Below are 24,197 nucleotides of genomic sequence, written 5' to 3'. Positions count from 1 at the left end.
AACCGTGGACAGGGATGCGATACGCCGACGGACGCCGGCCGTACTGGCCGTGCTGATCACGTCCGTGCTGCTCGTGCTCGTGGCACCGGCCGGCGCCGAGGCCGCGTCCTCGCCCTGCCCCGGCCGCAAGGTGCGGACGGTGTCGTTCTCCACCGGCTCGGTGCACGTCTACAAGAGCAACGGCACCGTCTGCGCCTTCACCCTCCAGAAGAACCCCGGCACGCGGAAGACGATGTCGGTCAGCGTGCAGGCGCGGGGCCACCATCCCCGGCGGCTGGAGGGCAGCCGCACCCGCCGGATCGGGCCGATCGACGTGTACGCCGGTCACCGGTGCGTCCTGGTCAAGGGATCCGTCGGGCGCGGCTCCGGCAGCTCGGGCTGGATCCTCTGCTGACGCCCCGACACGGTGGCTGATTCTCAACCCCCCCTGGTGCGAAGGGTGTTGCTCCGATAGCTTCCGGCGCACATCTGTCTCACAGGGAAGGGTGCACGCGCATGCGCAAGGCGCTCAGATGGCTGCTGGCGCTCACCGTGCTCATAGGCACGCTGACCACGGCCCGTGCGGCGACCGCCGCCGAGCCGGACGCCGCGGACATCAAGGACCGGCTTCTCTCGATCCCGGGCATGAGCCTGGTCCAGGAGAAGCCGTACCCCGGCTACCGCTACTTCGTCCTGAACTACGCCCAGCCGACCGACCACCGGCACCCCTCCGCCGGAACGTTCCAGCAGCGGATCACCGTGCTGCACAAGGACGTCAGCCGCCCGACGGTCTTCTACACCGGCGGCTACAGCGTCTCCACCACCCCCGGCCGCCGCGAGCCCACCCAGATCGTGGACGGCAACCAGGTCTCCATGGAGTACCGCTTCTTCACCCCGTCCCGCCCCGACCCCGCCGACTGGTCCAAGCTGGACATCTGGCAGGCGGCGAGCGACCAGCACCGCATCTTCCAGGCCCTCAAGGAGGTCTACCCGAAGAACTGGATCTCCACGGGCGGCTCCAAGGGCGGCATGACGGCCACCTACTACGAGCGCTTCTACCCCCGGGACATGGACGGCGTGGTGGCCTACGTCGCCCCCAACGACGTCGTGAACCGCGAGGACTCGGCCTACGACCGCTTCTTCGCCACCGTCGGCACCAAGGAGTGCCGCGACCGCCTGAACGCCGTCCAGCGCGAGGCGCTGGTGCGCCGCGAGCCGCTGGAGAAGAAGTACGCCGAGTACGCGGCGGCCGAGGGCTACACCTTCGACACCATCGGCGGCCTGGACCGCGCCTACGAGGCCGTCGTCCTCGACTACGTCTGGGGTTTCTGGCAGTACAGCCTGCTGTCCGACTGCGACTCGGTCCCGGCGGACGCGGCGAACGCGACGGACGACGAGATCTGGAACTCCGTGGACGCGATCTCCGGCTTCTCGTTCTACACGGACCAGGGCCTGTCCCCGTACACCCCGTACTACTACCAGGCGGGCACGCAGCTGGGCGCGCCGACGATCCACTTCCCGCACATCGAGAAGCAGTACGTCCGCTACGGCTACCAGCCGCCTCGGAACTTCGTCCCGCGCGACATCCCGATGACGTTCCAGCCGTTCGCGATGCGTGACGTGGACACGTGGGTGAGGCACCACGCGCGGCACATGCTCTTCGTGTACGGCGAGAACGACCCGTGGGGGGCGGAGCCGTTCCGCCTCGGCAAGGGCGCGAAGGACGCGTACGTGTTCACGGCGCCCGGGGCGAACCACGGGGCGAACGTGGCCGGCCTGGTCGCGGACGAGAAGGCCCTCGCCACGGCTCGGATCCTGGAGTGGGCGGGCGTCGCGCCGGCCGCGGTACAGCAGGACGCGTCGCTGGCGAAGCCGCTGGCGAAGTTCGACGCGAAGCTGGATGTCCGCGACGTGGAGCGGGAGCCCGCACTGCGTCCGTGACATCCGTCGAGGGGTGACCGGCGGCGGGTGCGGGGTTCGGTCCCGGCCCGCCGCCGGTTCGGGGAGCGCCCCGGCGTCAGGCGTGGGGCTGGTACGTCAGGCCGTGGCCGATCGGATACAGCACCCGCGCCGGATCGTCCGCCCGCCGCACCGGTACGGGCAGGGCCCCGCGCGGCTCCACGACTCCCGCGATCACCCGTGCGGCGGCGCGCAGTTCGACGTCGGTCCAGGAATAGGCCGCCAAGTACGCCCGGACTTCCGTGAGGTGGGCCACGTCGTACGGGTTGCGGATCGCCACCGCCACCACCGGCCGTCCCGTCGCGAGCAGACGCTCCACCAGCGTCCGCTGCGGGCTCGTGGCGGTGACGTTGTACGTCCCCACCACCACCGCGTCGGCCTCGCCCGCCGCCGTGACCGCCCGCTCGATCGTCTCGGCGGACGGGGCCGTCCCCGTGGACAGGGCGGTCGCCGTGAAGCCCAGCCCGGTGAGGGCGGCGGCGAGGACGGTGGTGGGCGGGCCCGTGGTGCCCGAGGGGGAGGCCGGGTCGGCGCCGACGACCAGGATCCTGGCGTGCGTGCGGGGGGAGAGGGGCAGCAGCGGGCCCTCGTTGACCAGCAGGGTCGTCGTCCGCTCGGCGATCCGGTCCGCCGTCGCGAGGTGGGCGCGGGTGCCGACCGTCCGCCCCACGAGGTCCCGGTCGGTGTACGGGTCGGTGAGCAGACCGAGCCGGGCCTTGAGGCGCAGGATCCGCAGGACCGACTCCTCCAGGCGCTCCTCGGTCAGCTCGCCGCTCCGGACGGCCTCGAGGACGGCGTGCCAGGCGACGTCCAGCTTCGGCGGGTTGAGGAGCTGGTCGGCGCCCGCCTTGAGCGCGAGCACGGGGACGCGGTCGTCGCCGTACTTCGTCCGTACGCCCGCCATGTCGAGGGCGTCGGTGACCACGACCCCGTCGTAGCGCAGGTGTTCGCGCAGGAGGCCGGTGAGGACGGGGCGGGAGAGCGTGGCCGGGTCGCCGGAGTCGTCGAGGGCCGGGACCAGGATGTGCGCGGTCATGATCGAGTCGACGCCGGCCGCGATCGCCGCCCGGAAGGGCACCGCGTCCAGCTCCTCCCACACCTGGCGGGAGTGGGTGATGACGGGGAAGCCGTAGTGGCTGTCGACGGTGGTGTCGCCGTGCCCGGGGAAGTGCTTGGCGGTCGCCGCGACCCCGGCCGACCGGTAGCCGCGGATCTCCGCCACCGTCAGGGCGGCCACCGCCTCCGGGTCGGCGCCGAAGGAGCGGACGCCGATGACCGGGTTGGCGGGGTTCACGTTCACGTCGGCGACGGGGGAGTAGTCCTGCCGGATGCCCATCGCCCGCAGTTCGCGTCCGGAGAGGCGCCCGAGCGTGCGGGCGTCGGAGAGCGAACCGCCGGCACCGATCGCCATCGCGCCCGGGAAGAGGGTGGCCGGCCTGCCGACGCGGGCGACGATCCCGTGTTCCTGGTCGGTGGAGATCAGGACCGGCAGCCCGCGCGGCTGCTCGAGCGCGGCCCGCTGGATGCCGTCGGAGAGGTCGGCGATCTGGCGGGGGTCGCGGGTGTTGTGCGCCCAGGTGAAGTAGATGATGCCGCCGACCCGGTAACGGGCGATCAGTTCGGCGGCGGTCCGGACGCCCAGCTCCCTGACGTTGGCGTCGATGTCGGCCTGGTCGGGGGCGGTCGCCGAGTGGCCGTGGACACGGGTGACGAAGAGCTGGCCGACCTTCTCCTCCGGCGTCATGCGGGAGATCAGGGCGCGCAGGCGGCGGTCGTCCGCGTGGGCGGTTCCGCCGAGGCCGAGCGCCGTGGTCAGGCCGGCGGTGGCGGCGAGGACGGTACGTCTGGAGGGCATGTGCGCTCCTTCCGAGGGGTCCGGGGGATGCGCACGGTACCTCCGGAGGGGCCGCCACCGGCGCATTGGAGGGGGGCGCGCCGGTGGCGGCATGCTGCCGGCCGCGGCACGGCGGAGAGGGTGGTCGGCGATCGCAGCCAGCGGCGAGGGCCGACACCGCACCGAGGTGACTCATCCGACAACTCGGGGCTTGGACGGACGGGGGCCGGGCCGGGTTCCCGGGCGTGGGCATGTCCGCGCGCAGTCACCGCGCGGGCCCCCTTCCGGCCTCCGGTCCGGTCCGGGCCGGCACGGTCCCGGTGTCCTGCCGCTCCCGCGCCGGTCCTTCCTGACGGAGGGTCGCGACGGACGGGTGCTCAGGGTCGGAGCGTGGCGGGAGGTGGGGTCCGGCCGGCACCCCGGCCGGCCGGGCGGGGCGCCGGCGGTGCCGAGCTGGGGCGTCGTCGCCCCCGTGAGACGGTCGTCCACCCCCTGGACGCGCCCGCGCTCCGGAACGCCGTCGCGGGATCATCGGGGGCATGGCCCTCGTCGACATCCCCGGTTCCAAGTCCATCACCGCCCGCGCCCTCTTCCTCGCGGCGGCCGCCGACGGTGTCACCACCCTTCAGCGGCCCCTGCGCTCCGACGACACCGAGGGCTTCGCCGAGGGCCTGACCCGGCTCGGCTACCGCGTCGGACGGACCCCGGACGCCTGGCAGGTCGACGGACGTCCCGCGGGGCCGGCGGTCGCCGAGGCCGACGTGTACTGCCGCGACGGCGCCACCACCGCCCGCTTCCTGCCCGCCCTGGCCGCCGCCGGCCACGGCACCTACCGCTTCGACGCCTCCCCCCAGATGCGCCGCAGACCCCTGCTGCCCCTGACCCGCGCCCTGCGCGACCTGGGCGTCGACCTGCGCCACGAGGAGGCCGAGGGACACCACCCGCTGACCGTCACGGCCGCCGGCGTCGAGGGCGGGGACGTCGTGCTGGACGCCGGCCAGTCCTCCCAGTACCTGACCGCCCTGCTCCTGCTCGGCCCGCTGACCCGCACGGGCCTGCGCATCACGGTCACCGACCTGGTCTCGGCGCCGTACGTCGAGATCACGATCGCGATGATGCGGGCGTTCGGGGCGGAGGTCGCCAGGGAGGGGGACGTGTTCGTCGTCCCGCCGGGCGGCTACCGCGCGACGACGTACGCGATCGAGCCGGACGCCTCGACGGCCAGCTACTTCTTCGCGGCGGCCGCCGTGACCCCCGGTGGCGAGGTGACCGTGCCCGGCCTCGGCGCGGGCGCGCTCCAGGGCGACCTGGCCTTCGTGGACGTCCTGCGGCGGATGGGCGCGCAGGTGACGGTCGAGGCGGACCGCACGACGGTGAGGGGCACCGGCGAACTGCACGGCGTCACCGTCACCATGCGGGACATCTCCGACACCATGCCGACCCTCGCCGCGATAGCCCCCTTCGCCTCCGGCCCGGTGCGGATCGAGGACGTGGCGAACACACGGGTGAAGGAGTGCGACCGGCTGGAGGCCTGCGCGGACAACCTCCGGCGGCTCGGCGTGGACGTCACCACGGGCCCCGACCGGATCGAGATCCAGCCCGGCCCGGTCGCGCGGGGCGGCACGGAGATCAAGAGCCACGGCGACCACCGCATCGTCATGTCCTTCGCGGTGACCGGGCTGCGCGCCCCCGGAATCTCGTTCGACGATCCGGGATGCGTCCGCAAGACTTTCCCCGGTTTCCACGAGGCGTTCGGGCGGCTGCGGAAGGACATCGTCGGGTGAGTTTCGAGCCGGAGGGGCCGGTCCTCGAGGGCACGCTGGTCCGCCTGGAGCCGCTGGAGCACCGGCACGCGGCCGAACTGGTGAGGGCGGCGGAGGAGGACCGGGGGTCGTACGCGTACACCTGGGTGCCGAGGGCCCACGAGGTCGGCGACTACGTCGACGCCCAGCTCGCCCGCGCGGCCACCGGCCTGATCGCGCCCTACGCGCAGGTGTCCCTCGTCTCCGGCCGGGCGGTCGGCGCCACGGCGTACCTGGAGCCGCGTTCCTGGTGGGGCGAGGACCGACTGGACGCCGTCGAGGTCGGCTACACCTGGCTCGCGGCCTCCGCCCAGGGCACGGGCGTGAACGCCGAGGCCAAGCTCCTCCTCTTCCGGCACGCCTTCGAGCAGTGGCGGGTGTCCCGGGTGGACCTGAAGACGGACGCCCGCAACAGCCGCTCCCGCGCGGCCATCGCGAGCGTGGGTGCCCGCTTCGAGGGCGTCCTGCGCAACTGGTCCCGCTCCTGGGCGCCCGGCGAGGACGGCCGGCTCCGCGACTCCGCGATGTTCTCGATCACCGCGGACGAGTGGCCGGAGCGACGGGCGCGGCTGGAGGAGCGGGTGGCGCGGTTCCGGGCCCGGACGGCGTGACGACAGCCCGTCGCCTCCCCCGCCCCTGACCGGCGGCCCCCGCCCCGGTCGCCGCCGGGCCGAGGTTCACGGTCGTCCCGGAGCGGTAGCCGGGGGCCTCGGGCTCCGGCGCCGACGGCCGGCCCGGCTCTCGTACCCGGCGCCGACGGCCGGCCCGGCTCTCGTACCGGGCGCCGGTGCCGGCGCTGCTCGCGGTGCGGTGCGGTCGCCGTCCGGCAGCCCGAAGCGGATCACCGGCAGCGCCCGTACCGGTCCGGCCGGCCCGCTCCCGACCGCGCTGTGGGGCGAGTCCCCAGCTGGCCGCACCTCGGCACCTGACGGTGACCGGCCGTCCCGTTCACGGCCGTGCGCCGTCGCGCGCCGGGCGCACCTCGGCGACCGGATCACGCGGAGTCGTTGAGCAGCCGGGCGAGATGCCCGCGCCCCGGGCCCAGCAGCCCGTCCAACGGCTCGGCGGCCTCGTACCACCGCTTCTCGTACTCCCAGCACAGCCAGCCGTCCCACCCGTGCCGCGAGAGGACCTCCACGCACTCGGCGAGCGGCAGCACCCCCGCGCCCAGCGCCAGCGGGGTGGTGTCCTCGGCCGACGCGATGTCCTTGACCTGCACGTATCCGAGATACGGCGAGAGCGCCGCGTACGTCTCCTGCGGCTGCTCGCCGCCCAGCCAGGTGTGCATCACGTCCCACAGCGCGCCCACCTGCCGGTGTCCGACCAGGCCGAGGACGCGCATCGCGGCGGCGCCGGTGCGGTGGGAGTCGTGAGTCTCCAGCAGGACGCGGACGCCGAGGTCGGCGGCGTACCGGGCGGCGGCCCCGAGCCGCCGGGCGGCGACGGCGTCCGCCTCGGCGGGGGACTGCGCGTCGGAACCGCCGGGGAAGACGCGGACGAAGGGCGCGCCGAGGTCGTGGGCGAGGCCGATGAGCCCGCGCATCTCCTCGATCACGGGCTGGTCGTCACCCGGCGCGGCCACGCGCGCGTACCCCGCGAGCCCCAGGATCTCGACGCCCGCCTCCTTGAACGCGGCGGCCGCCTCGGCCCGTTCGTCCGGGCCCAGACCGAGGTGGACCGGCTCCTCGGGGTGGGTGCGCAGTTCGACACCGTGGTAACCGTGCGCGGATGCGAGCCGCAGCACGTCGGCGAGGGGCAGGCCGGGAACACCGAGGGTGGAGAAGGCGAGCTTCATGGTCCTTACTGTGACGCGGGTGTGCCGTGCGGTCCAGTCACCGGTCCCGGCCGACCAGGCCCTGCCGGCGGGAGCGGTGCGGTCTCCGGGACGGCGTGGACGAGGCCGTGCCGCCGGGCAGGTCGGCGTGGACGAGGCCGTGCCGCCCGGTGGACGCGGTGGGCGACGGGGAGCACGCCGCCGGTCCACCCGGGGAGATCGACTCGCCCCCCACTGAGGACCAGGGCTCCGTACGAGCACCAGCTCGTCGAGGGACGAACCCCTCGCCCAGCCCACGGCACCCCGGAAGCCGCCTGACTCCGCCCGCGGGCACCCCGAAGACCCTGCCCCTGTGGCACCCCGACGTCCCGCTGCGCCGGCCCGACGGCGCGGGCGCCTCACTCCCACGGCCCCCCGAGGCCCCGCTATGCCACGCCGACCTCCGCGGGGCGCCTCACCCCCACGGCACCCCGAGGCCCCACGCCGACCGCCGCTGGGCGCCTCACCCCCGCAGCACTCCCGAAAACCCCTTCACCCCCGCGGCACCCCCGAAGACCCCCGCACCATCAACTCCCCCCGCACCGTGGCGATCCCCCCGGGCGGCGGCTCCTCCCGGCCCATCGCGATGCGTCCCGCCCGCGCCCCCGCCTCGGCCAGCGGCAGTCTCACCGTCGTGAGGGCGGGCACCGCGTCGATGCTGAAGGGCAGGTCGTCGAAGCCCGCCACCGACACGTCCTCCGGGATGCGCAGGCCGGACTCCCGCAGGGCCGCGCAGGCGCCCAGGGCGACCGAGTCGTTCGCCGCGACGACCGCCGTCAGGGACGGGTCCCGGCGCAGCAGCTCCAGCGTCGCCTCGTAGCCGGCCCGCCGGTCGTACCGTCCGTGGACCGTCCAGCGCGGGTCCTCCTCGATGCCGGCGGCCGCGAGCGCCGCCCGGTGGCCCTCCAGCCGGTGTCGGGTGGTCGTGCGCTCCTCCGGGCCCGCGATGTAACCGAGCCGCCGGTGCCCGAGCCCGATGAGGTGCTCGGTGAGTTCCCGGCCCCCGCCCCGGTTGTCGAAGGTCAGCGCGATCGCGCCGGTGTCCGGCGCGGGCGGACGTCCGCACAGGACCACCCGCGTCCCGGCCTCGGCCAGTTTCCGCAGCTTCGAGGCGACCGCCGCCGCGTGCGGCTCGTTCTCCATGGCGCCGCCGGTCAGCACGACGGCCGCGGCACGTTGCCGCTGCAACAGGGTCAGGTACGTCAGTTCGCGCTCCGGCGAGCCCCCGGTGTTGCACACCACCGCCAGCCGCTCGCCGCCGGCTCTCCCGCCCGGCCCCCCGATCTCCGCCTGGATCGCGCTCGCCATGATGCCGAAGAAGGGGTCGGCGATGTCGTTGACCAGGATGCCGACCAGGTCAGAGGTGGCCGCCGCCAGCGCGCTCGCGGGGCCGTTCAGCACGTAGTCCAGCTCGTCCACCGCCCGCAGCACCCGCTCCCGGGTGGATGCGGCCACGGGGTAGTTCCCGTTCAGTACGCGCGACACCGTCGCGGGGGAGACCTGCGCGCGGGCCGCCACGTCCGCCAGGGTCACCGTCATCTCGTCGTCCTCCGGTCGCGCATCTCGTCGTACGTCGTCGTACGCCCACCTAGACAGCCGTGCCCGGGGCATGGTTCCGGGCGTGCCGAGCAGACCTTACGGCCCAACGCCCGAGTTGTTCGCCCCCTCGAACAACTCGGGATGGACACGGTCTTGTCCATACCGCTGGTCAGAGGCTAGCTTCTCCCTAGATAGAAAGCGCTTGCTGTGACGCTGATCAGGAAGAGGCGTACGCGGCGCGCAGATTCGCGTACGACGCTGCGTACGACGCCTACGAAGGGACCGACGGTGACACGCAAGACGGTGCATATCGCCATGAACGGCGTCACTGGGCGCATGGGCTACCGCCAGCACCTGGTGCGCTCCATCCTGGCCATCCGCGAACAGGGCGGCCTCGACCTCGGCGACGGCACCGTGCTGTGGCCGGAGCCGATCCTGGTCGGCCGCCGCGAGCACGTGCTGAAGGCGCTCGCCGAGCAGCACGGCCTGGAGCACGTCTCGACCGACGTGGACGCGGTCCTCGCCGACCCGGCCGTCGAGATCTACTTCGACGCCCAGGTCACCTCGGCCCGCGAGGAGGCGATCAGGAAGGCCGTCGCGGCCGGCAAGCACATCTACACGGAGAAGCCGACGGCCACCGGCCTGGAGGGCGCCCTGGAGCTGGCCCGGCTGGCCAACGAGGCCGGTGTCAAGCACGGCGTCGTCCAGGACAAGCTCTTCCTCCCCGGCCTGATGAAGCTGAAGCGCCTCATCGACGGCGGCTTCTTCGGCCGGATCCTCTCCGTCCGCGGCGAGTTCGGCTACTGGGTCTTCGAGGGCGACTGGCAGGGCGCCCAGCGCCCCTCCTGGAACTACCGCGCCGAGGACGGCGGCGGCATCGTCGTCGACATGTTCCCGCACTGGGAGTACGTGCTGCACGAGCTGTTCGGCCGCGTGAAGTCCGTCCAGGCCATCGCCACCACCCACATCCCGCAGCGCTGGGACGAGAACGGCAAGCCCTACGACGCCACCGCCGACGACGCCGCCTACGGCATCTTCGAGCTCGAGGGCGGCGCCATCGCCCAGATCAACTCCTCCTGGACGGTCCGCGTCAACCGCGACGAACTGGTCGAGTTCCAGGTCGACGGCACGGAGGGGTCCGCCGTCGCCGGTCTGCGCAACTGCCGTGTCCAGCACCGCTCCGCCACCCCCAAGCCGGTCTGGAACCCGGACATCCCCGCCACCGAGGTCTTCCGCGACCAGTGGCAGGAGGTCCCCGACAACCAGGACTTCGACAACGGCTTCAAGGCCCAGTGGGAGCTGTTCCTCAGGCACGTCTACGCCGACGCCCCCTACCACTGGGACCTGCTGGCCGGCGCCCGCGGCGTCCAGCTCGCCGAGCTGGGCCTGAAGTCCTCGGCGGAGGGCCGCCGCCTCGACGTACCGGAGATCGCGCTGTGACCATCCAACTCCCGGACTCCACGGGGGCCCTGCGGACGTACGAGCCCCGCACGGAACCCCTCGCCCTCACCCCCGGCGCCGCCTTCACCTCCCGCACGGTCTTCTCGGCCGCGCACGTCGTCGCCGACCCGTACGCCGACGTCACCCCCGACTCGCCCGCGGCCGTCGACTGGGACGCCACCCTCGCCTTCCGCCGCCACCTGTGGTCGCACGGGCTGGGCGTCGCCGAGGCGATGGACACCGCCCAGCGCGGCATGGGCCTGGACTGGGCGGGCGCGGCGGAGCTGATCCGCCGCAGTGCCGCCGAGGCGAAGGCGGTGGGCGGCCGGATCGCCTGCGGCGTCGGCACCGACCAGATCACCTCCGGCACCCTGGCCGAGGTCCGGGCGGCCTACGAGGAGCAGCTCGCCCTCGTCGAGGCCTCCGGCGCCCAGGCCATCCTGATGGCCTCCCGCGCGCTGGCCGCCGCCGCGACCGGCCCCGAGGACTACCTGGAGGTCTACGGCCACCTCCTGCGCCAGGCCTCCGACCCGGTGGTCCTGCACTGGCTGGGCCCGATGTTCGACCCGGCGCTGGAGGGCTACTGGGGCTCGTCCGACCTGGACGCGGCGACGGACGTGTTCCTGGAGGTCATCGCCGCGCACCCGGACAGGATCGACGGCATCAAGGTGTCGTTGCTGGACGCCCAGCGCGAGATCGACCTGCGCCGCCGCCTGCCCGACGGGGTCCGCTGCTACACGGGCGACGACTTCAACTACCCCGAGCTGATCGCGGGCGACGAGCAGGGCTTCAGCCACGCCCTGCTCGGCATCTTCGACCCGCTGGGTCCCCTGGCGGCCGAAGCCGTCCGCGTCCTGGACACGGGCGACACGGCGGGTTTCCGCACCCTCCTCGACCCCACCGTCGAGCTGTCCCGCCACCTCTTCCGGGCCCCCACCCGCTTCTATAAGACGGGCGTGGTGTTCCTGGCCTGGCTGGCGGGCCACCAGTCGCACTTCACGATGGTCGGCGGCCTGCAGTCGGCCCGCTCCCTCCCGCACTTCGCCCGCGCCTACGAACTCGCCGACGGCCTGGGCCTGTTCCCCGACCCGAAGCTGGCCGAGGAGCGGATGAAGAACCTGCTCGCCCTGTACGGAGTCACCCAGTGAGCGCCCCGGACCTGACCCGCTTCTCCATCAACCAGATGACGGTGAAGCAGTTGTCGATGCCCGAACTCGTCGACGCCTGCCGCGACCTGGGCGTCGGCAACGTCGGCCTGTGGCGCGAGCCGGTGCACGCGTACGGCGTGGAGGAGACCGCGAAGCTGGTCCGTGACGCCGGCCTGACCGTGACCACGCTGTGCCGCGGCGGCTTCTTCACGGCGATCGACCCGGAGGAACGGGCCGCCGCCCTCGCCGACAACCGCCGCGCCGTCGACGAGGCGGCCACCCTCGGCACGGACACCCTTGTCCTGGTCTCGGGCGGCCTGCCCGCCGGTTCGAAGGACCTGCGCGCCGCCCGCGAGCGCATCGCCGACGCGCTGGCGGTACTGGGCCCGTACGCCGAGGAGCACGGCGTGCGGCTCGCCATCGAGCCGCTCCACCCGATGTACGCCTCCGACCGCTGCGTGGTCTCGACGCTCACCCAGGCCCTGGACCTCGCCGAACGCTTCCCCGCCCACCAGGTCGGCGTCACGGTGGACACCTACCACGTCTGGTGGGACGACAACGCCCCCGCCCAGATCGCCCGGGCGGGCGCGGGCGGCCGCATCCACACCTTCCAGCTCGCCGACTGGACGACCCCGCTGCCGGAGGGCGTGCTCAACGGGCGCGGCCAGATCGGCGACGGCGCGATCGACATGCGCGAGTGGCAGGGCCATGTGGAGGCGGCCGGGTACACCGGCGCCATCGAGGTCGAGCTGTTCAACGACGAGTTGTGGGCGCGGGACGGACGGGAGGTGCTCGCGGAGACCGCACAGAGGTTCGTGCAGAACATGAACCTGTGACCGACGCTCCCCGGGCCCCGGCACACCGGCCGCCCAGGGGCGCCCGGCGGCTCGTGCACGTCATCGTTCTCTGTCCGCCGCCATGATGCCGACGCATTCCTCGAGCGCCGCGTGCAGTGACGGTACGAAGGCGGCGAGTTCGGTGTCCGACGAGTTGCCTCCCTCCAGTACCGCACCGACGACCGTCACCAGGACGGCGGCGGCCTTCAGGGCGTGAGCGTCGGCCGCCTCGTCGAGGACGGCGCGGGGGCGAGCCCCCGCGAACGCCTCTTCGCCGGTGGCGGGATCGACGCCGGCGCCGCGGAAACGCCTCGTGCTCATGCGGCGGCCTCCGACGGGACGTAGTCCTGGCCGAGCGTCGCGAGAACGGCCGCGCGGCGGCGCTCCCGCTGCCGATGCCCGCGGTCCCGTTCGTCACGCTCGCGCTCCCACACGGCGAGGTACGGCCGGACCAGGGGCAGGCCGTCGGCCGGGATGGTGTCCATGTGGGCGGGCCGGTGAACGGGGGCGGGCGGAGCCGAGGCCGGCACGGAGGGCGCGGGGATCGCGCGGTGCGCTCCGCGGGGAGGCAGGAAAAGGCTCAGGATCGCGGCCAGTAGGCTGCGCATAGGTCGACTCCTTGCAAGTCGGCTGAGCCCCGGCGCGGAAGCTCTCATCTTCCCGCCGGGGCGTTTTCGTGTCCGGACTCTACCTGGGAGGCGGTAGTGATGGGTAGTGGTTGGTAGTAGTAGTGGGTAGTAGTGGTTGGTAGTAGTAGTGGGTAATGCACGGTAGAGAGTGGCGGCATACGGTCAAAGGGTGGACAGGATCAGCCCCGACTCGCCGCAGTACGTGTACGAACAGCTGGCCGCGATCATCGAACGGAAGATCCGTTCCGGTGAGTACCCGCCGGGCACCCGACTGCCGGGCGAACTGACCATGACGCATGAGTACAAAGTCGGCCCGGGTACCGTCCGCCGCGCTCTGGACATCCTCCGGGACAGGGGATTGGTGGTGACCGTACGCGCCCGAGGCTCGTTCGTCTCCGACCCCCTTCCGCCCACCCCGGAAACCCCCGCGTCTCCCGCCTAGGCGAAGGCCGGGCAGAAATCACCCGGAGGCCGTGCAACCCTCCCCGCCCTCCCCGTGTCGTACAGGGCATCAGGACTTCTGGAGGGGGATCCGGGGGGATCGCGGGGGTTCTGATACGCGGAGGGGCAGGCCGAGGGGCCCGGTCGACGGACCGGGCCCCTCGACGCGTCTTCGCGGGTCAGCGGCTCAGAAGAACACCCCGCACCGCAGCAGCACGTTCGCGTACGGCCGCGCCTCGCCCGTCCGTACGACCAGCCGCGCGCCCGCCGACCGCTCCTTCAGCTCCTCGTGCGGGACCAGTGCCAGCTCGGGAAAGTGGCCGTCCAGCAGCGCCGACGCCGGCGGGTTCGCGGCCCGCACCTCCTGCGCCGCCGTCGCCCCCTCCACCACCAGCTCGGCGAGCAGGCCGTCCAGGACCTCCGCGAACGACGGCACGCCCGCCCGGAAGGCGAGGTCCACCACCCGCGGCCCGTCGGGAATCGGCATGCCGGCGTCGCACACCAGCACCCCGTCCCCGTGCCCCAGCTCGGCGAGCGCGCCGGACAGATGGCGATTGAGGATCCCCGCCCTCTTCACAGCGCGTCGACCTCCTCCGCCGTCGGGAACGACTCCTGCGCGCCCCGCCGGGTGACCGCGACCGCACCGACCCGCGCCGCGTACGCCGCGGCCTCCGCGAGCGACGAACCCGCGCCCAGCTTCCAGGCCAGGGCCGCGGTGAAGGAGTCGCCCGCGCCCGTCGTGTCCACGGCGTCCACCCTCACCGACGCCACCCGCGCGATCCCCTCCGGGGACGCCACCAGGGCGCCCTCCGGTCCCAGGGTCACCACCACCGACCCGGGACCCCTCGCGAGCAGGATCCGCGCCCAGTCCTCGGGATCCTCGCCGGCCCCCGCGTCCCCGAGGATCACCTTCGCCTCGTGCTCGTTGACGATCAGCGGATCGCAGGCCGCCAGCACCTCGGCGGGCAGCGGGCGGGGAGGCGAGGGGTTGAGGACGAAGCGGCTGCCGGGCGCCAGGCCGCGGACGACCTCCACGACCGTCTCCAGCGGGATCTCCAGCTGCGCCGACACCACCCGCGAGGTGTGGAGGAGGCAGGCGGCGGCCCGTACGTCCTCGGGGGTCAGCCGGGCGTTCGCGCCCGGTGAGACGACGATGCTGTTGTCGCCCGACGGGTCCACCGTGATCAGCGCGACCCCGGTCGGCGCCCCGCCCACCAGCACGCCCACCGTGTCGACTCCCGCCGCCCGCTGCGAGTCGAGGAGCAGACGGCCGTGGGCGTCGTCACCGACCCTGGCCAGCAGGGCCGTACGGGCACCGAGGCGCGCCGCCGCGACCGCCTGGTTCGCGCCCTTGCCGCCGGGGTGGACGGCCAGGTCGGAGCCGAGGACCGTTTCCCCGGCCGCGGGCCGTCGTTCGACGCCGATCACCAGGTCGGCGTTGGCCGACCCCACGACCAGGAGGTCGTAGTCGTACATGAGTTGACTCCCCAAGGAAACGGGTGAAGCGGCCGGGCGGCTCGATGTGAGCCACCCGGCCGCGTTCGGGACCTCAGCCGCTGAAGCCGGCCACGTTCTCCTTCGTGACCACCTTCACCGGCACCTTCACCGTCTGCTCGACCTTCTCGCCCCGCAGCGCCTTCAGCGCGTTGTCCACGGCGATCCTGCCCAGCTGCGACGGCTGCTGCGCGACGGACGCGTACAGCGTGCCGTTCTTGACCGCGTTCAGGCCGTCCGGGGTGCCGTCGAAGCCGACGACCTGGACCGACTTGCCGGCCTTCGCCCCCAGCGCCTTGATCGCGCCGAGCGCCATCTCGTCGTTGGCGGCGATGACGCCCTGGACGTCCGGGTGGGCCTGGAGCAGGTTCGACATCACGTCGAGGCCCTTGGTGCGGTCGAAGTCGGCCGGCTGCTGGGCCACGACCTGGATACCGGGGTAGGCCTTCAGCCCCCTGGCGAAGCCCTCGGCGCGCTCACGGGCGGCGGACGTGCCCGCCTGGCCCTGAAGGATCACGATCTTGCCGGTGCCGCCGAGCTTCTCGGCGACGGTCTTCGCCGCCAGCTCGCCGCCGGCGACGTTGTCGGAGGCCACGAGCGCGTCCGTCGTCGCCTTGTTGACGCCGCGGTCGACGGCGATGACCGGGATCCCCGCCTTGTCGGCGGCGCGCACGGCGGGACCGGCCGCGTCGGAGTCCACCGGGTTGACGATGATCGAGTCGTAGCCGGAACTGGTGAAGTTCTGGAGCTGGTTGGCCTGTTGCGAGGCGTCGTTCTGCGCGTCGGTGACCGTCAGGTCCACGCCCAGCCTCTTCGCCTCGGCCTTCGCCCCGGACTGGATCTGCACGAAGAACGGGTTGTTGAGCGTCGACAGCGCCAGACCGACCTTCGGGTTCGAGGCCGACGAGGTACCGCCGTGCAGGAAGGAGGTCGCGCCGACGATCGCCACGGTGACCACGGCCGCCAGCGCGTACGTCGTCGCCTGCCTGCCCTTGCCGCCGCCGGTGCCGGCCGCGACCGGGGTCGCCCCGGCCTTGCGGCGCAGGGTGTCCAGCAGCACGGCCAGCGCGATGACCACACCGATGACGACCTGCTGCCAGAAGGCGGAGACGGACAGCAGGTTGAGGCCGTTGCGCAGGACCGCGAGGATCAGCGCGCCGATCAGCGTGCCGGACGCCTTGCCCGTGCCGCCGGCGAGCGAGGCGCCGCCGATGACGACCGCGGCGATCGCGTCCAGCTCGTAGCCGTCGGCGGCCTGCGGCTGCGCGGAGGAGAGCCGGGCGGCGAGGACGACGCCCGCGGTGGCGGCGAACACGCCGGACAGGGCGTAGACGGCGAGCTTCTGCCTCTTCACGCGCAGACCGGACAGGCGCGCGGCCTCCTCGTTGCCGCCGATGGCGTACATCGAGCGGCCGATGTACGTCCGGCCGAGCACGAACGCCGCGACCAGACCCATGACGATCATCACCAGCACGGGGACGGGCAGCCAGCCGCCCAGCGTGTCGCCCAGGTGCGAGACGGAGTCGGGGAAGGCGATCGGGGAGCCCTCGGAGATCACCAGCGACAGACCGCGGCCCACCGACAGCATGGCCAGCGTCGCGATGAACGGCGGCAGTTTGCCGTACGCGATGAGGAAACCGTTCACCAGGCCGCACACGATGCCGGTGACGACGGCCAGGGCGACCGCCATGACGACCGGGACGCCCTGCTGGGTGGCGCTCCACGCCAGCACGGTGGCCGACAGGGCCGCCACCGAGCCGACCGACAGGTCGATGCCCGCCGAGACGATCACGAAGGTCACGCCGAAGGCGAGGATGGCGGTCACGGCGGCCTGGACGCCCACGTTGAGCAGGTTGTCGGTGGTCAGGAAGTCGCCCGACAGCGCCGACATGGCGACGACGAGGACGATGAGCGCGGTGAGCGCGCCGTTGTCGAGGAGCAGGCGGCGGACCGCCGCGGCGCCACCGGCGCCCGTTGTGCTCTTGAGCGTGTCAGCGGCCACGGCCGGCCTCCGAATCGGTAGTAGCGGTGGTGGTGGGGGTACTGACGGCGAGCGCCATCACGGCGTCCTGGGTGGCCTCCTCGGCCGGGAGCTCACCGGCGATCCGGCCCTGGGCCATCACCAGCACCCGGTCGCTCATGCCGAGCACCTCGGGCAGGTCGCTGGAGATCATCAGGACGGCGGCACCGGCGGCCGTCAGTTCGTTGACGAGCTGGTAGATCTCGACCTTGGCGCCGACGTCGATACCGCGCGTCGGCTCGTCGAGGATCAGCACCCTGGTGTTCGCGAGGAGCCACTTGCCGATGACGACCTTCTGCTGGTTGCCGCCGGACAACGTCCGTACGTGCTGGCCGAGTCCGGCCATCCGCACTCCCAGCTGCCCCGCGATCCGGCCGGCGGCCTCGTGCTGCCCCCTGAGGTCGACGAGCCCGGCCCGGGTGGCCGACCGCATGGTCACCAGCCCGAGGTTCTCCTCGACGGAGGCGTCGAGCACCAGCCCCTGGCCCTTGCGGTCCTCCGGCACGAGCCCGATCCCGGCCGCCATGGCCGCGTTGACGTCGTGGCGGGGCAGCCGGGCGCCGTCGACCCGCACCGCTCCTCGGTCGTACGGGTCCGCCCCGAACACCGCCCGGACGACCTCGGTCCGGCCGGCGCCGACGAGCCCGGCGACACCGACGACCTCACCGGCGTGCACCTCGAAGCTGACGTCGTGGAAGACGCCGTCCCGGGTGAGCCCCTCGACGGAGAGCAGGGCGGGCCCGGCGCCGGCGCGCTCGCGCGGGTACTGCTGCTCGATCGAGCGGCCCACCATGAGCCGGACCAGCTCGTCCCGGGGCGTCGAGGCCGGCACCTGGCCGACGCTGCGTCCGTCGCGGATGACGGTGACGCGGTCGCCGAGGGCGGCGATCTCCTCCAGGTGGTGCGTGATGAAGACGATCCCGACGCCGTCCTCGCGCAGCCGGCGCACGATCGCGAAGAGCTTCTCGACCTCCTCCGAGGTGAGCACGGCGGTCGGCTCGTCCATGATCAGTACGCGCGCGTCCAGGCTCAGCGCCTTCGCGATCTCGACCATCTGGAGGCGGGCGATGCCGAGTTCCCGCACCCGCGCGCGGGGCGAGACGCGCACGCCCACCCGCTCCAGCAGAACGGCGGCCTCGGCCTCCATCCGCTTCCGGTCGATCATCCCGAAGCGGCGCGGCTGGCGCCCCAGGAAGATGTTCTCGGCGACCGTCAGATCGGGTACCAGGTTGAACTCCTGGTAGATGGTGGCGATCCCGAGGCGCTCGGAGTCCTGCGCACCCTGGATGCGCACCTCCTCACCGCCGGCCAGGATCCGCCCGGCATCGGGGCGGTAGGCGCCGGAGAGCATCTTGATGAGGGTGCTCTTGCCCGCGCCGTTCTCACCGAGCAGTACGTGCACCTCGCCCCGGCGCAGATCGAAGTCGACGCCGTCGAGCGCGACCACACCGGGGAAGGTCTTGCGTATGCCTTCGATGCGCAGCAACTCGTCCGCGTTGCTCACGACTGGCTCCTGTTCCTCGCGGGGGGCTGCGCAGCGGGGGACTGCGCAGGGGCCGGCTCGCCGCACGAGCGGCGTACGACGAGACGGGCGGTGAGGGTGACGGACTCGGGGGGCCGTCCCTCGATGCGGTCGACGAGCGCGCGCACGGCCGCGCGCCCCAGCTCGCCCGTCGGCTGAGCGATCGCCGTGATCGGCGGATCGGTGTGCACGAACCAGCGGATGTCGTCGAACGCGGCCAGCGCGATGTCGTCGGGAACGCGCAGCCCACGCGCGCGTACGGCGTCCAGCGCGCCCAGCGCCATCAGGTTGTCGGCGGCGAACACGACCTCGGGTGGTTCGGGCAGGTCGAGGAAGCCCTCGGTGACCCGCCGCCCGCTCTCGGCCTGGAAGTCGCCCTGCCCGGTGTAGGCGTCGGGCAGCGGGAGTCCGTATTCGGCCATGGCGGCCCGGAAGGCCTCGACGCGCTCGCTGCCGGTGGTGGTGGCGGCCGGGCCCGCGATGATGGCGAGCCTGCGGTGCCCCAGCCCGTGCAGATGCGCCACCAGGTCCCGTACGGCCGCCCGTCCGTCCGCCCGGACCACCGGCACGTCCACGCCCGGGATCCACCGGTCGACGAACACCATCGGCGTCCCACCGCGCGCGGCGTCCAGCATCAGCGGCGAGCCGCCGTCGGTGGGGGAGACGAGCAGGCCGTCGATACGGCGGTCCAGCAGGGTCCGTACGTGGTGGTCCTGGAGGTCGGGCCGCTCGTCGGCGTTGCCGATGATGACGCTGTAGCCGAGCGTGCGCGCCTCCTCCTCGACGGAGCGGGCCAGTTCGGTGAAGTACGGGTTCATCACGTCGCTGATGACCAGGCCGAGGGTGCGGGTCTGGTCGGTGCGCAGGGACCGGGCGACGGCGTTCGGGCGGTAGCCCAGCGTCTCCACGGCGGCCAGCACGCGCGTGCGGGCGTCGGCGCTGACCGACGGGTGGTCGTTCAGGACGCGCGAGACCGTGGCGACGGACACGCCCGCCTCCGCGGCGACGTCCTTGATGCTCGCCATCGCCGGTCCACCTCCTTGTGGGGCTCGGGGAGCCGCGAAGGCTCCTGGAATCGATTACATCGACGCGTAGGGAGGATTGGAATCGATTACACGGGGGTTAATCAAGCCCCCGGCGTGGCCGAAACCGAACCGTGATGAAGTGCGCCCGGCGGCGATGCGGTCGCTCGGGCGGGGGCTCACCGCCGGCCCGCCGCGCGGTCGCGGGCCGGGGACGCGCGGCTTCACGCTGGAAGTACGGGCCGGTCCCACGGACCGGTCGCTCGGAGGCCCGCACGGACCGGAAGCGGAGGAGCCATGACGTCCGCCACTCGGAACGAGGTCCCCGTCGCACTCGAAGGCGGCGGAGTGGAACTGCGCGTGCAGCCGATCGGCGGCGGCATGTCCGTCGGCTACGTCACCCTCCCGCAGGGCACCGACATGGGACCGGCCCTGAAGGGCATGCCCGACGACGCCTGCCCCTGCCCGCACTGGGGCTACCTGTTGAAGGGCCGGCTACGGATGCTCACGGCCGAGGGCGAGCAGGTCTACGAGGCGGGGCAGGCGTACTACTGGGCGCCCGGCCACGTCCCCGTCGCCCTGGAGGACTGCGAGTTCGTGGAGTTCTCGCCGACCGAGGAGTTCCAGCGGGTGATCGACCACGTGGTCGCGCAGGCCGGCTGACGGGGACGGGTGACGGATCCGGTCCGTCCACAGCCCACCGGCGTTGTCGGAGCCGGGCGGTACCGTCGGATCATGGCCCAACCAGCGGGGAGCAGCACGGGGAGCGGGGAGCGGCGTCTCGCCGTCCTCGAAGGCGTCCTGGAGCGCATCACGTACGCCAACGAGGAGAACGGCTACACGGTCGCGCGCGTCGACACCGGCCGGGGCGGCGGCGACCTCCTCACGGTCGTCGGCGCGCTGCTCGGCGCCCAGGTCGGCGAGTCGCTGCGGATGGAGGGCCGCTGGGGCTCGCACCCCCAGTACGGCAAGCAGTTCACGGTGGAGAACTACACGACGGTCCTGCCGGCCACCGTCCAGGGCATCCGCCGCTACCTCGGCTCGGGCCTGGTCAAGGGCATCGGCCCGGTCTTCGCCGACCGCATCACCCAGCACTTCGGGCTGGACACCCTGAGGATCATCGAGGAGGAGCCCAAGCGGCTCATCGAGGTGCCCGGCCTCGGCCCCAAGCGCACCAGGAAGATCGCCGACGCCTGGGAGGAACAGAAGGCGATCAAGGAGGTCATGCTCTTCCTCCAGACCGTCGAGGTCTCCACGTCGATCGCGGTCCGCATCTACAAGAAGTACGGGGACGCCTCGATCTCGGTGGTGAAGAACCAGCCCTACCGGCTGGCCGCCGACGTCTGGGGCATCGGCTTCCTCACCGCCGACAAGATCGCCCAGTCCGTCGGCATCCCCCACGACAGCCCGGAGCGCGTCAAGGCGGGCCTTCAGTACGCCCTGTCCCAGTCCACCGACCAGGGCCACTGCTATCTGCCCGAGGAGCGGCTGATCGCCGACGCGGTCAAGCTCCTCCAGGTCGACACCGGGCTCGTCATCGAGTGCCTCGCGGACCTCGCGGCGCCCCCTGAGGAGGGGGAGGACCCCGGCGTCGTACGGGAGAAGGTGCCGGGGCCCGACGGCGGGGAACCCGTCACGGCCGTCTACCTGGTCCCCTTCCACCGCGCCGAACTCTCCCTGTCCGCCCAGCTGTCGCGCCTCCTGCGCACCGACCAGGACCGTATGCCCGCCTTCCGCGACGTGGCCTGGGACAAGGCGCTGGCCTGGCTGAAGGGCCGTACCGGGGCCGAGCTGGCGCCCGAGCAGGAGGCCGCGGTCAGGCTGGCGCTGACCGAGAAGGTCGCCGTGCTCACCGGAGGCCCGGGCTGCGGCAAGTCCTTCACGGTCCGCTCGATCGTGGAGCTGGCCCGCGCCAAGAAGGCCAGGGTCGTCCTGGCCGCTCCCACCGGCCGCGCCGCCAAGCGGCTGGCCGAGCTGACCGGCGCCGAGGCCTCCACCGTCCACCGGCTGCTGGAGCTCAAGCCCGGCGGCGACGCGGCCTACGACCGCGACCGCCCGCTCGACGCCGACCTGGTCGTCGTGGACGAGGCGTCCATGCTGGACCTGCTGCTGGCGAACAAGCTCGCCAAGGCCGTGCCCCCGGGCGCCCATCTCCTCTTCGTCGGAGACGTGGACCAGCTGCCGAGCGTCGGCGCGGGCGAGGTCCTGCGCGACCTGCTCGCCGAGGGAAGTCCCGTCCCCGCGGTCCGCCTCACGCGCGTCTTCCGCCAGGCCCAGCAGTCCGGCGTGGTGACGAACGCCCACCGGATCAACGCCGGGCAGCACCCGCTCACCGACGGCATGAAGGACTTCTTCCTCTTCGTCGAGGACGACACGGAGGCGGCCGGCCGGCTCACCGTGGACGTGGCCGCCCGGCGCGTTCCGGCCCGATTCGGCCTGGACCCACGCCGGGACGTCCAGGTCCTCGCCCCCATGCACCGCGGCCCGGCCGGCGCCGGCACCCTCAACGGGCTGCTCCAGCAGGCCATCACCCCCGGCCGCCCCGACCTGCCCGAGAAGCGGTTCGGCGGTCGCGTCTTCCGGGTCGGCGACAAGGTCACCCAGATCCGCAACAATTACGAGAAGGGGGAGAACGGGGTCTTCAACGGCACCGTGGGCGTGGTCACTTCGCTCGATCCGGTCGACCAGCGCCTCACGGTGCTCACGGACGAGGACGAGGAGGTGCCCTACGAATTCGACGAACTGGACGAACTGGCCCACGCGTACGCGGTGACCATCCACCGTTCACAGGGAAGTGAATATCCCGCCGTGGTGATCCCCGTCACCACCGGGGCATGGATGATGCTCCAGCGCAATCTCCTGTACACGGCGGTGACCCGGGCGAAGAAGCTGGTCGTCCTCGTCGGCTCCCGCAAGGCGATCGGACAGGCGGTGCGCACGGTGTCGGCCGGCCGGCGCTGCACGGCCCTCGACTTCCGGCTCTCCGGCTTCTGACCTGGGGGCTCGATCCCCGGGCGCCGAGGCATCACAAAAAATGATCGATCAAATGAGTCGTGAAGGTCACAGAGCACTTCCGGAAGCGCAACGAAGGCGGCAGGATGAGCAAGTTGGCGGCACTGAGTGCCGTCGATAAGCCCAATGGTCGACCCCGAGTGCACTCTCCTGCGCCAAATGGGGGATGGTAGAGACAGTCAGGGCAACCTCGAAGAAGAGGCACAACGTCGGTGAGGGATGACGTGAGCGACAACTCTGTAGTACTGCGGTACGGCGACGGCGAGTACACCTACCCGGTGATCGACAGCACTGTCGGTGACAAGGGCTTCGACATCGGGAAGCTCCGCGCCCAGACCGGTCTCGTGACCCTGGACAGCGGATACGGCAACACCGCCGCCTATAAATCCGCCATCACCTACCTGGACGGCGAAGCGGGCATCCTGCGGTACCGCGGCTACCCGATCGAGCAGCTGGCCGAGCGCTCCACCTTCCTGGAGGTCGCCTACCTGCTGATCAACGGCGAGCTGCCGACCGTCGACGAGCTGTCCTCCTTCAAGAACGACATCACGCAGCACACCCTGCTGCACGAGGACGTCAAGAACTTCTACAAGGGCTTCCCGCGCGACGCCCACCCGATGGCCATGCTGTCCTCGGTCGTCTCCGCGCTGTCCACCTTCTACCAGGACAGCCACAACCCGTTCGACGAGCGCCAGCGCAACCTCTCCACGATCCGGCTGCTCGCCAAGCTTCCGACGATCGCGGCGTACGCGTACAAGAAGTCGATCGGCCACCCGTTCGTCTACCCGCGCAACGACCTCGGCTACGTCGAGAACTTCCTGCGCATGACCTTCTCGGTCCCCGCCCAGGAGTACGAGCTCGACCCGACCGTCGTCTCCGCCCTCGACAAGCTGCTCATCCTGCACGCCGACCACGAGCAGAACTGTTCGACCTCCACGGTCCGCCTGGTGGGCTCCTCGCAGGCGAACATGTTCGCCTCGATCTCCGCCGGCATCAACGCCCTGTGGGGCCCGCTGCACGGCGGCGCCAACCAGTCCGTCCTGGAGATGCTCGAGGGCATCCGCGACGCCGGCGGCGATGTCGACTCCTTCATCCGCAAGGTGAAGAACAAGGAGGACGGCGTCCGCCTGATGGGCTTCGGCCACCGGGTCTACAAGAACTTCGACCCGCGCGCCAAGATCATCAAGGCCGCCGCGCACGACGTGCTGTCCGCCCTCGGCAAGTCCGACGAGCTGCTGGACATCGCGCTGAAGCTGGAGGAGCACGCGCTCTCCGACGACTACTTCGTCTCGCGCAGCCTCTACCCGAACGTCGACTTCTACACCGGCCTGATCTACCGGGCCATGGGCTTCCCGACCGAGATGTTCACGGTCCTGTTCGCCCTCGGCCGTCTGCCGGGCTGGATCGCCCAGTGGCACGAGATGATCAAGGAGCCGGGCTCCCGCATCGGCCGCCCGCGCCAGATCTACACCGGCGTGGTCGAGCGCGACTTCGTCCCGGTCGAGGAGCGCTGAGACCTGCGGGTGAGGGGTGCCCTTCGCGGGTGCCCCTTCGGCGGGCGGTCCACGAGCGCCGTGGTGTCCGAGGGGCTGTCCGCGAGGGCGGCCCCATGACGGTGCTGTCCGCGAGGGCGGCCCCGCGGCGCGGCGACGGCCGGGCCGAGGCGACGGGCGCAGCAGAAGGCGCCCTGGTGCGCCGGTCCCCCCA

21 protein-coding genes are annotated in these 24,197 nt (G+C 72.4%); 11 read left to right on the top strand and 10 right to left on the bottom strand.

Annotation, left to right across the window (positions count from 1 at the left end):
* Window positions 1–4 precede the first annotated feature (4 nt).
* A complete protein-coding gene (locus ACF1A1_RS19270; RefSeq protein WP_392001235.1) occupies window positions 5–394 on the top strand; it encodes a hypothetical protein in 390 nt (129 codons plus the stop codon).
* A gap of 101 nt (window positions 395–495) precedes the next feature.
* Entirely contained in the window at window positions 496–1,920 is a 1,425-nt protein-coding gene (locus tag ACF1A1_RS19265; protein WP_392001234.1) for a S28 family serine protease, read from the top strand.
* A 76-nt stretch (window positions 1,921–1,996) separates the two neighbouring features.
* Here the strand turns inward: ACF1A1_RS19265 and ACF1A1_RS19260 are convergent, their stop codons facing one another.
* Complete coding sequence (locus tag ACF1A1_RS19260; protein WP_392001233.1) at window positions 1,997–3,793, bottom strand: glycoside hydrolase family 3 protein; 1,797 nt, start codon at window positions 3,791–3,793, stop codon at window positions 1,997–1,999.
* A gap of 518 nt (window positions 3,794–4,311) precedes the next feature.
* On the opposite strand from ACF1A1_RS19260, the gene aroA reads away from it, so the two are divergent.
* Window positions 4,312–5,556, top strand: coding sequence for a 3-phosphoshikimate 1-carboxyvinyltransferase (gene aroA, locus ACF1A1_RS19255; RefSeq protein WP_392001231.1), 1,245 nt, complete (start codon window positions 4,312–4,314; stop codon window positions 5,554–5,556).
* Complete coding sequence (locus ACF1A1_RS19250) at window positions 5,553–6,185, top strand: GNAT family N-acetyltransferase (protein ID WP_392001229.1); 633 nt, start codon at window positions 5,553–5,555, stop codon at window positions 6,183–6,185. The genes aroA and ACF1A1_RS19250 overlap by 4 nt, the downstream gene beginning before the upstream one ends.
* 383 nt (window positions 6,186–6,568) lie before the next feature.
* Here the strand turns inward: ACF1A1_RS19250 and ACF1A1_RS19245 are convergent, their stop codons facing one another.
* Both ACF1A1_RS19245 and ACF1A1_RS19240 read right to left on the bottom strand, forming a co-directional pair.
* Window positions 6,569–7,369 (bottom strand): sugar phosphate isomerase/epimerase family protein, encoded by an 801-nt coding sequence (locus tag ACF1A1_RS19245; protein ID WP_392001228.1) that lies wholly within the window; start codon window positions 7,367–7,369, stop codon window positions 6,569–6,571.
* Window positions 7,370–7,879: 510 nt separating this feature from the next.
* Window positions 7,880–8,926, bottom strand: coding sequence for a LacI family DNA-binding transcriptional regulator (locus ACF1A1_RS19240; RefSeq protein WP_392001226.1), 1,047 nt, complete (start codon window positions 8,924–8,926; stop codon window positions 7,880–7,882).
* A gap of 288 nt (window positions 8,927–9,214) precedes the next feature.
* On the opposite strand from ACF1A1_RS19240, the gene ACF1A1_RS19235 reads away from it, so the two are divergent.
* Genes ACF1A1_RS19235 through ACF1A1_RS19225 form a run of 3 tightly spaced genes read left to right on the top strand, consistent with a single transcriptional unit; the run spans window position 9,215 to window position 12,350 of the window.
* Window positions 9,215–10,366 (top strand): Gfo/Idh/MocA family protein, encoded by a 1,152-nt coding sequence (locus ACF1A1_RS19235; RefSeq protein WP_392001224.1) that lies wholly within the window; start codon window positions 9,215–9,217, stop codon window positions 10,364–10,366.
* Complete coding sequence (locus ACF1A1_RS19230) at window positions 10,363–11,514, top strand: dihydrodipicolinate synthase family protein (protein WP_392001223.1); 1,152 nt, start codon at window positions 10,363–10,365, stop codon at window positions 11,512–11,514. Before ACF1A1_RS19235 ends, ACF1A1_RS19230 begins: the two co-directional genes overlap by 4 nt.
* 35 nt (window positions 11,515–11,549) lie before the next feature.
* The gene (locus tag ACF1A1_RS19225; RefSeq protein WP_392001587.1) at window positions 11,550–12,350 is read left to right on the top strand and encodes a sugar phosphate isomerase/epimerase family protein; all 801 of its coding nucleotides are present in this window, start codon (window positions 11,550–11,552) and stop codon (window positions 12,348–12,350) included.
* A gap of 60 nt (window positions 12,351–12,410) precedes the next feature.
* Here ACF1A1_RS19225 and ACF1A1_RS19220 read toward each other — a convergent pair whose 3' ends face one another.
* Together ACF1A1_RS19220 and ACF1A1_RS19215 are read right to left on the bottom strand one after the other, a co-directional pair.
* On the bottom strand, window positions 12,411–12,671 hold the full coding sequence (locus ACF1A1_RS19220) for a hypothetical protein (protein ID WP_392001222.1): 261 nt from the start codon (window positions 12,669–12,671) through the stop codon (window positions 12,411–12,413).
* Entirely contained in the window at window positions 12,668–12,958 is a 291-nt protein-coding gene (locus tag ACF1A1_RS19215) for a hypothetical protein (protein WP_392001221.1), read from the bottom strand. Before ACF1A1_RS19215 ends, ACF1A1_RS19220 begins: the two co-directional genes overlap by 4 nt.
* A gap of 190 nt (window positions 12,959–13,148) precedes the next feature.
* Between ACF1A1_RS19215 and ACF1A1_RS19210 the strand changes: the two genes are divergently transcribed.
* Window positions 13,149–13,421: a GntR family transcriptional regulator gene (locus ACF1A1_RS19210; protein ID WP_392001220.1), complete on the top strand. Its 273-nt coding sequence runs from the start codon at window positions 13,149–13,151 to the stop codon at window positions 13,419–13,421.
* A 186-nt stretch (window positions 13,422–13,607) separates the two neighbouring features.
* Here ACF1A1_RS19210 and rbsD read toward each other — a convergent pair whose 3' ends face one another.
* The 5 genes from rbsD to ACF1A1_RS19185 form a co-directional block, all read right to left on the bottom strand.
* A complete protein-coding gene (gene rbsD, locus ACF1A1_RS19205) occupies window positions 13,608–13,997 on the bottom strand; it encodes a D-ribose pyranase (RefSeq protein WP_392001218.1) in 390 nt (129 codons plus the stop codon).
* Window positions 13,994–14,896 carry a ribokinase gene (locus tag ACF1A1_RS19200; protein ID WP_392001216.1) on the bottom strand — a complete coding sequence of 301 codons (903 nt, stop codon included), beginning with the start codon at window positions 14,894–14,896 and terminating at the stop codon, window positions 13,994–13,996. Before ACF1A1_RS19200 ends, rbsD begins: the two co-directional genes overlap by 4 nt.
* A 73-nt stretch (window positions 14,897–14,969) precedes the next feature.
* On the bottom strand, window positions 14,970–16,916 hold the full coding sequence (locus tag ACF1A1_RS19195; RefSeq protein ID WP_392001215.1) for a substrate-binding domain-containing protein: 1,947 nt from the start codon (window positions 16,914–16,916) through the stop codon (window positions 14,970–14,972).
* Window positions 16,906–18,438: a sugar ABC transporter ATP-binding protein gene (locus ACF1A1_RS19190; RefSeq protein ID WP_392001214.1), complete on the bottom strand. Its 1,533-nt coding sequence runs from the start codon at window positions 18,436–18,438 to the stop codon at window positions 16,906–16,908. The genes ACF1A1_RS19195 and ACF1A1_RS19190 overlap by 11 nt, the downstream gene beginning before the upstream one ends.
* On the bottom strand, window positions 18,435–19,481 hold the full coding sequence (locus ACF1A1_RS19185; protein ID WP_392001213.1) for a LacI family DNA-binding transcriptional regulator: 1,047 nt from the start codon (window positions 19,479–19,481) through the stop codon (window positions 18,435–18,437). The genes ACF1A1_RS19190 and ACF1A1_RS19185 overlap by 4 nt, the downstream gene beginning before the upstream one ends.
* 294 nt (window positions 19,482–19,775) lie before the next feature.
* Here ACF1A1_RS19185 and ACF1A1_RS19180 point away from each other — a divergent pair, with 294 nt between their 5' ends.
* From ACF1A1_RS19180 to ACF1A1_RS19170, 3 genes are all read left to right on the top strand, one after another.
* The gene (locus ACF1A1_RS19180; RefSeq protein ID WP_392001212.1) at window positions 19,776–20,141 is read left to right on the top strand and encodes a hypothetical protein; all 366 of its coding nucleotides are present in this window, start codon (window positions 19,776–19,778) and stop codon (window positions 20,139–20,141) included.
* A 72-nt stretch (window positions 20,142–20,213) separates the two neighbouring features.
* Window positions 20,214–22,472 (top strand): ATP-dependent RecD-like DNA helicase, encoded by a 2,259-nt coding sequence (locus tag ACF1A1_RS19175; RefSeq protein WP_392001211.1) that lies wholly within the window; start codon window positions 20,214–20,216, stop codon window positions 22,470–22,472.
* Window positions 22,473–22,714: 242 nt separating this feature from the next.
* Window positions 22,715–24,004, top strand: coding sequence for a citrate synthase (locus tag ACF1A1_RS19170; protein ID WP_392001210.1), 1,290 nt, complete (start codon window positions 22,715–22,717; stop codon window positions 24,002–24,004).
* The last annotated feature ends 193 nt before the right edge of the window (window positions 24,005–24,197 follow it).

Origin of the sequence: Streptomyces sp. NPDC014995, assembly GCF_043080745.1 — a bacterium.
Classification (GTDB): domain Bacteria; phylum Actinomycetota; class Actinomycetes; order Streptomycetales; family Streptomycetaceae; genus Streptomyces.
The sequence above is the reverse complement of the archived record's forward strand: the minus strand, read 5'-3'. Positions and strand labels throughout refer to the sequence as shown.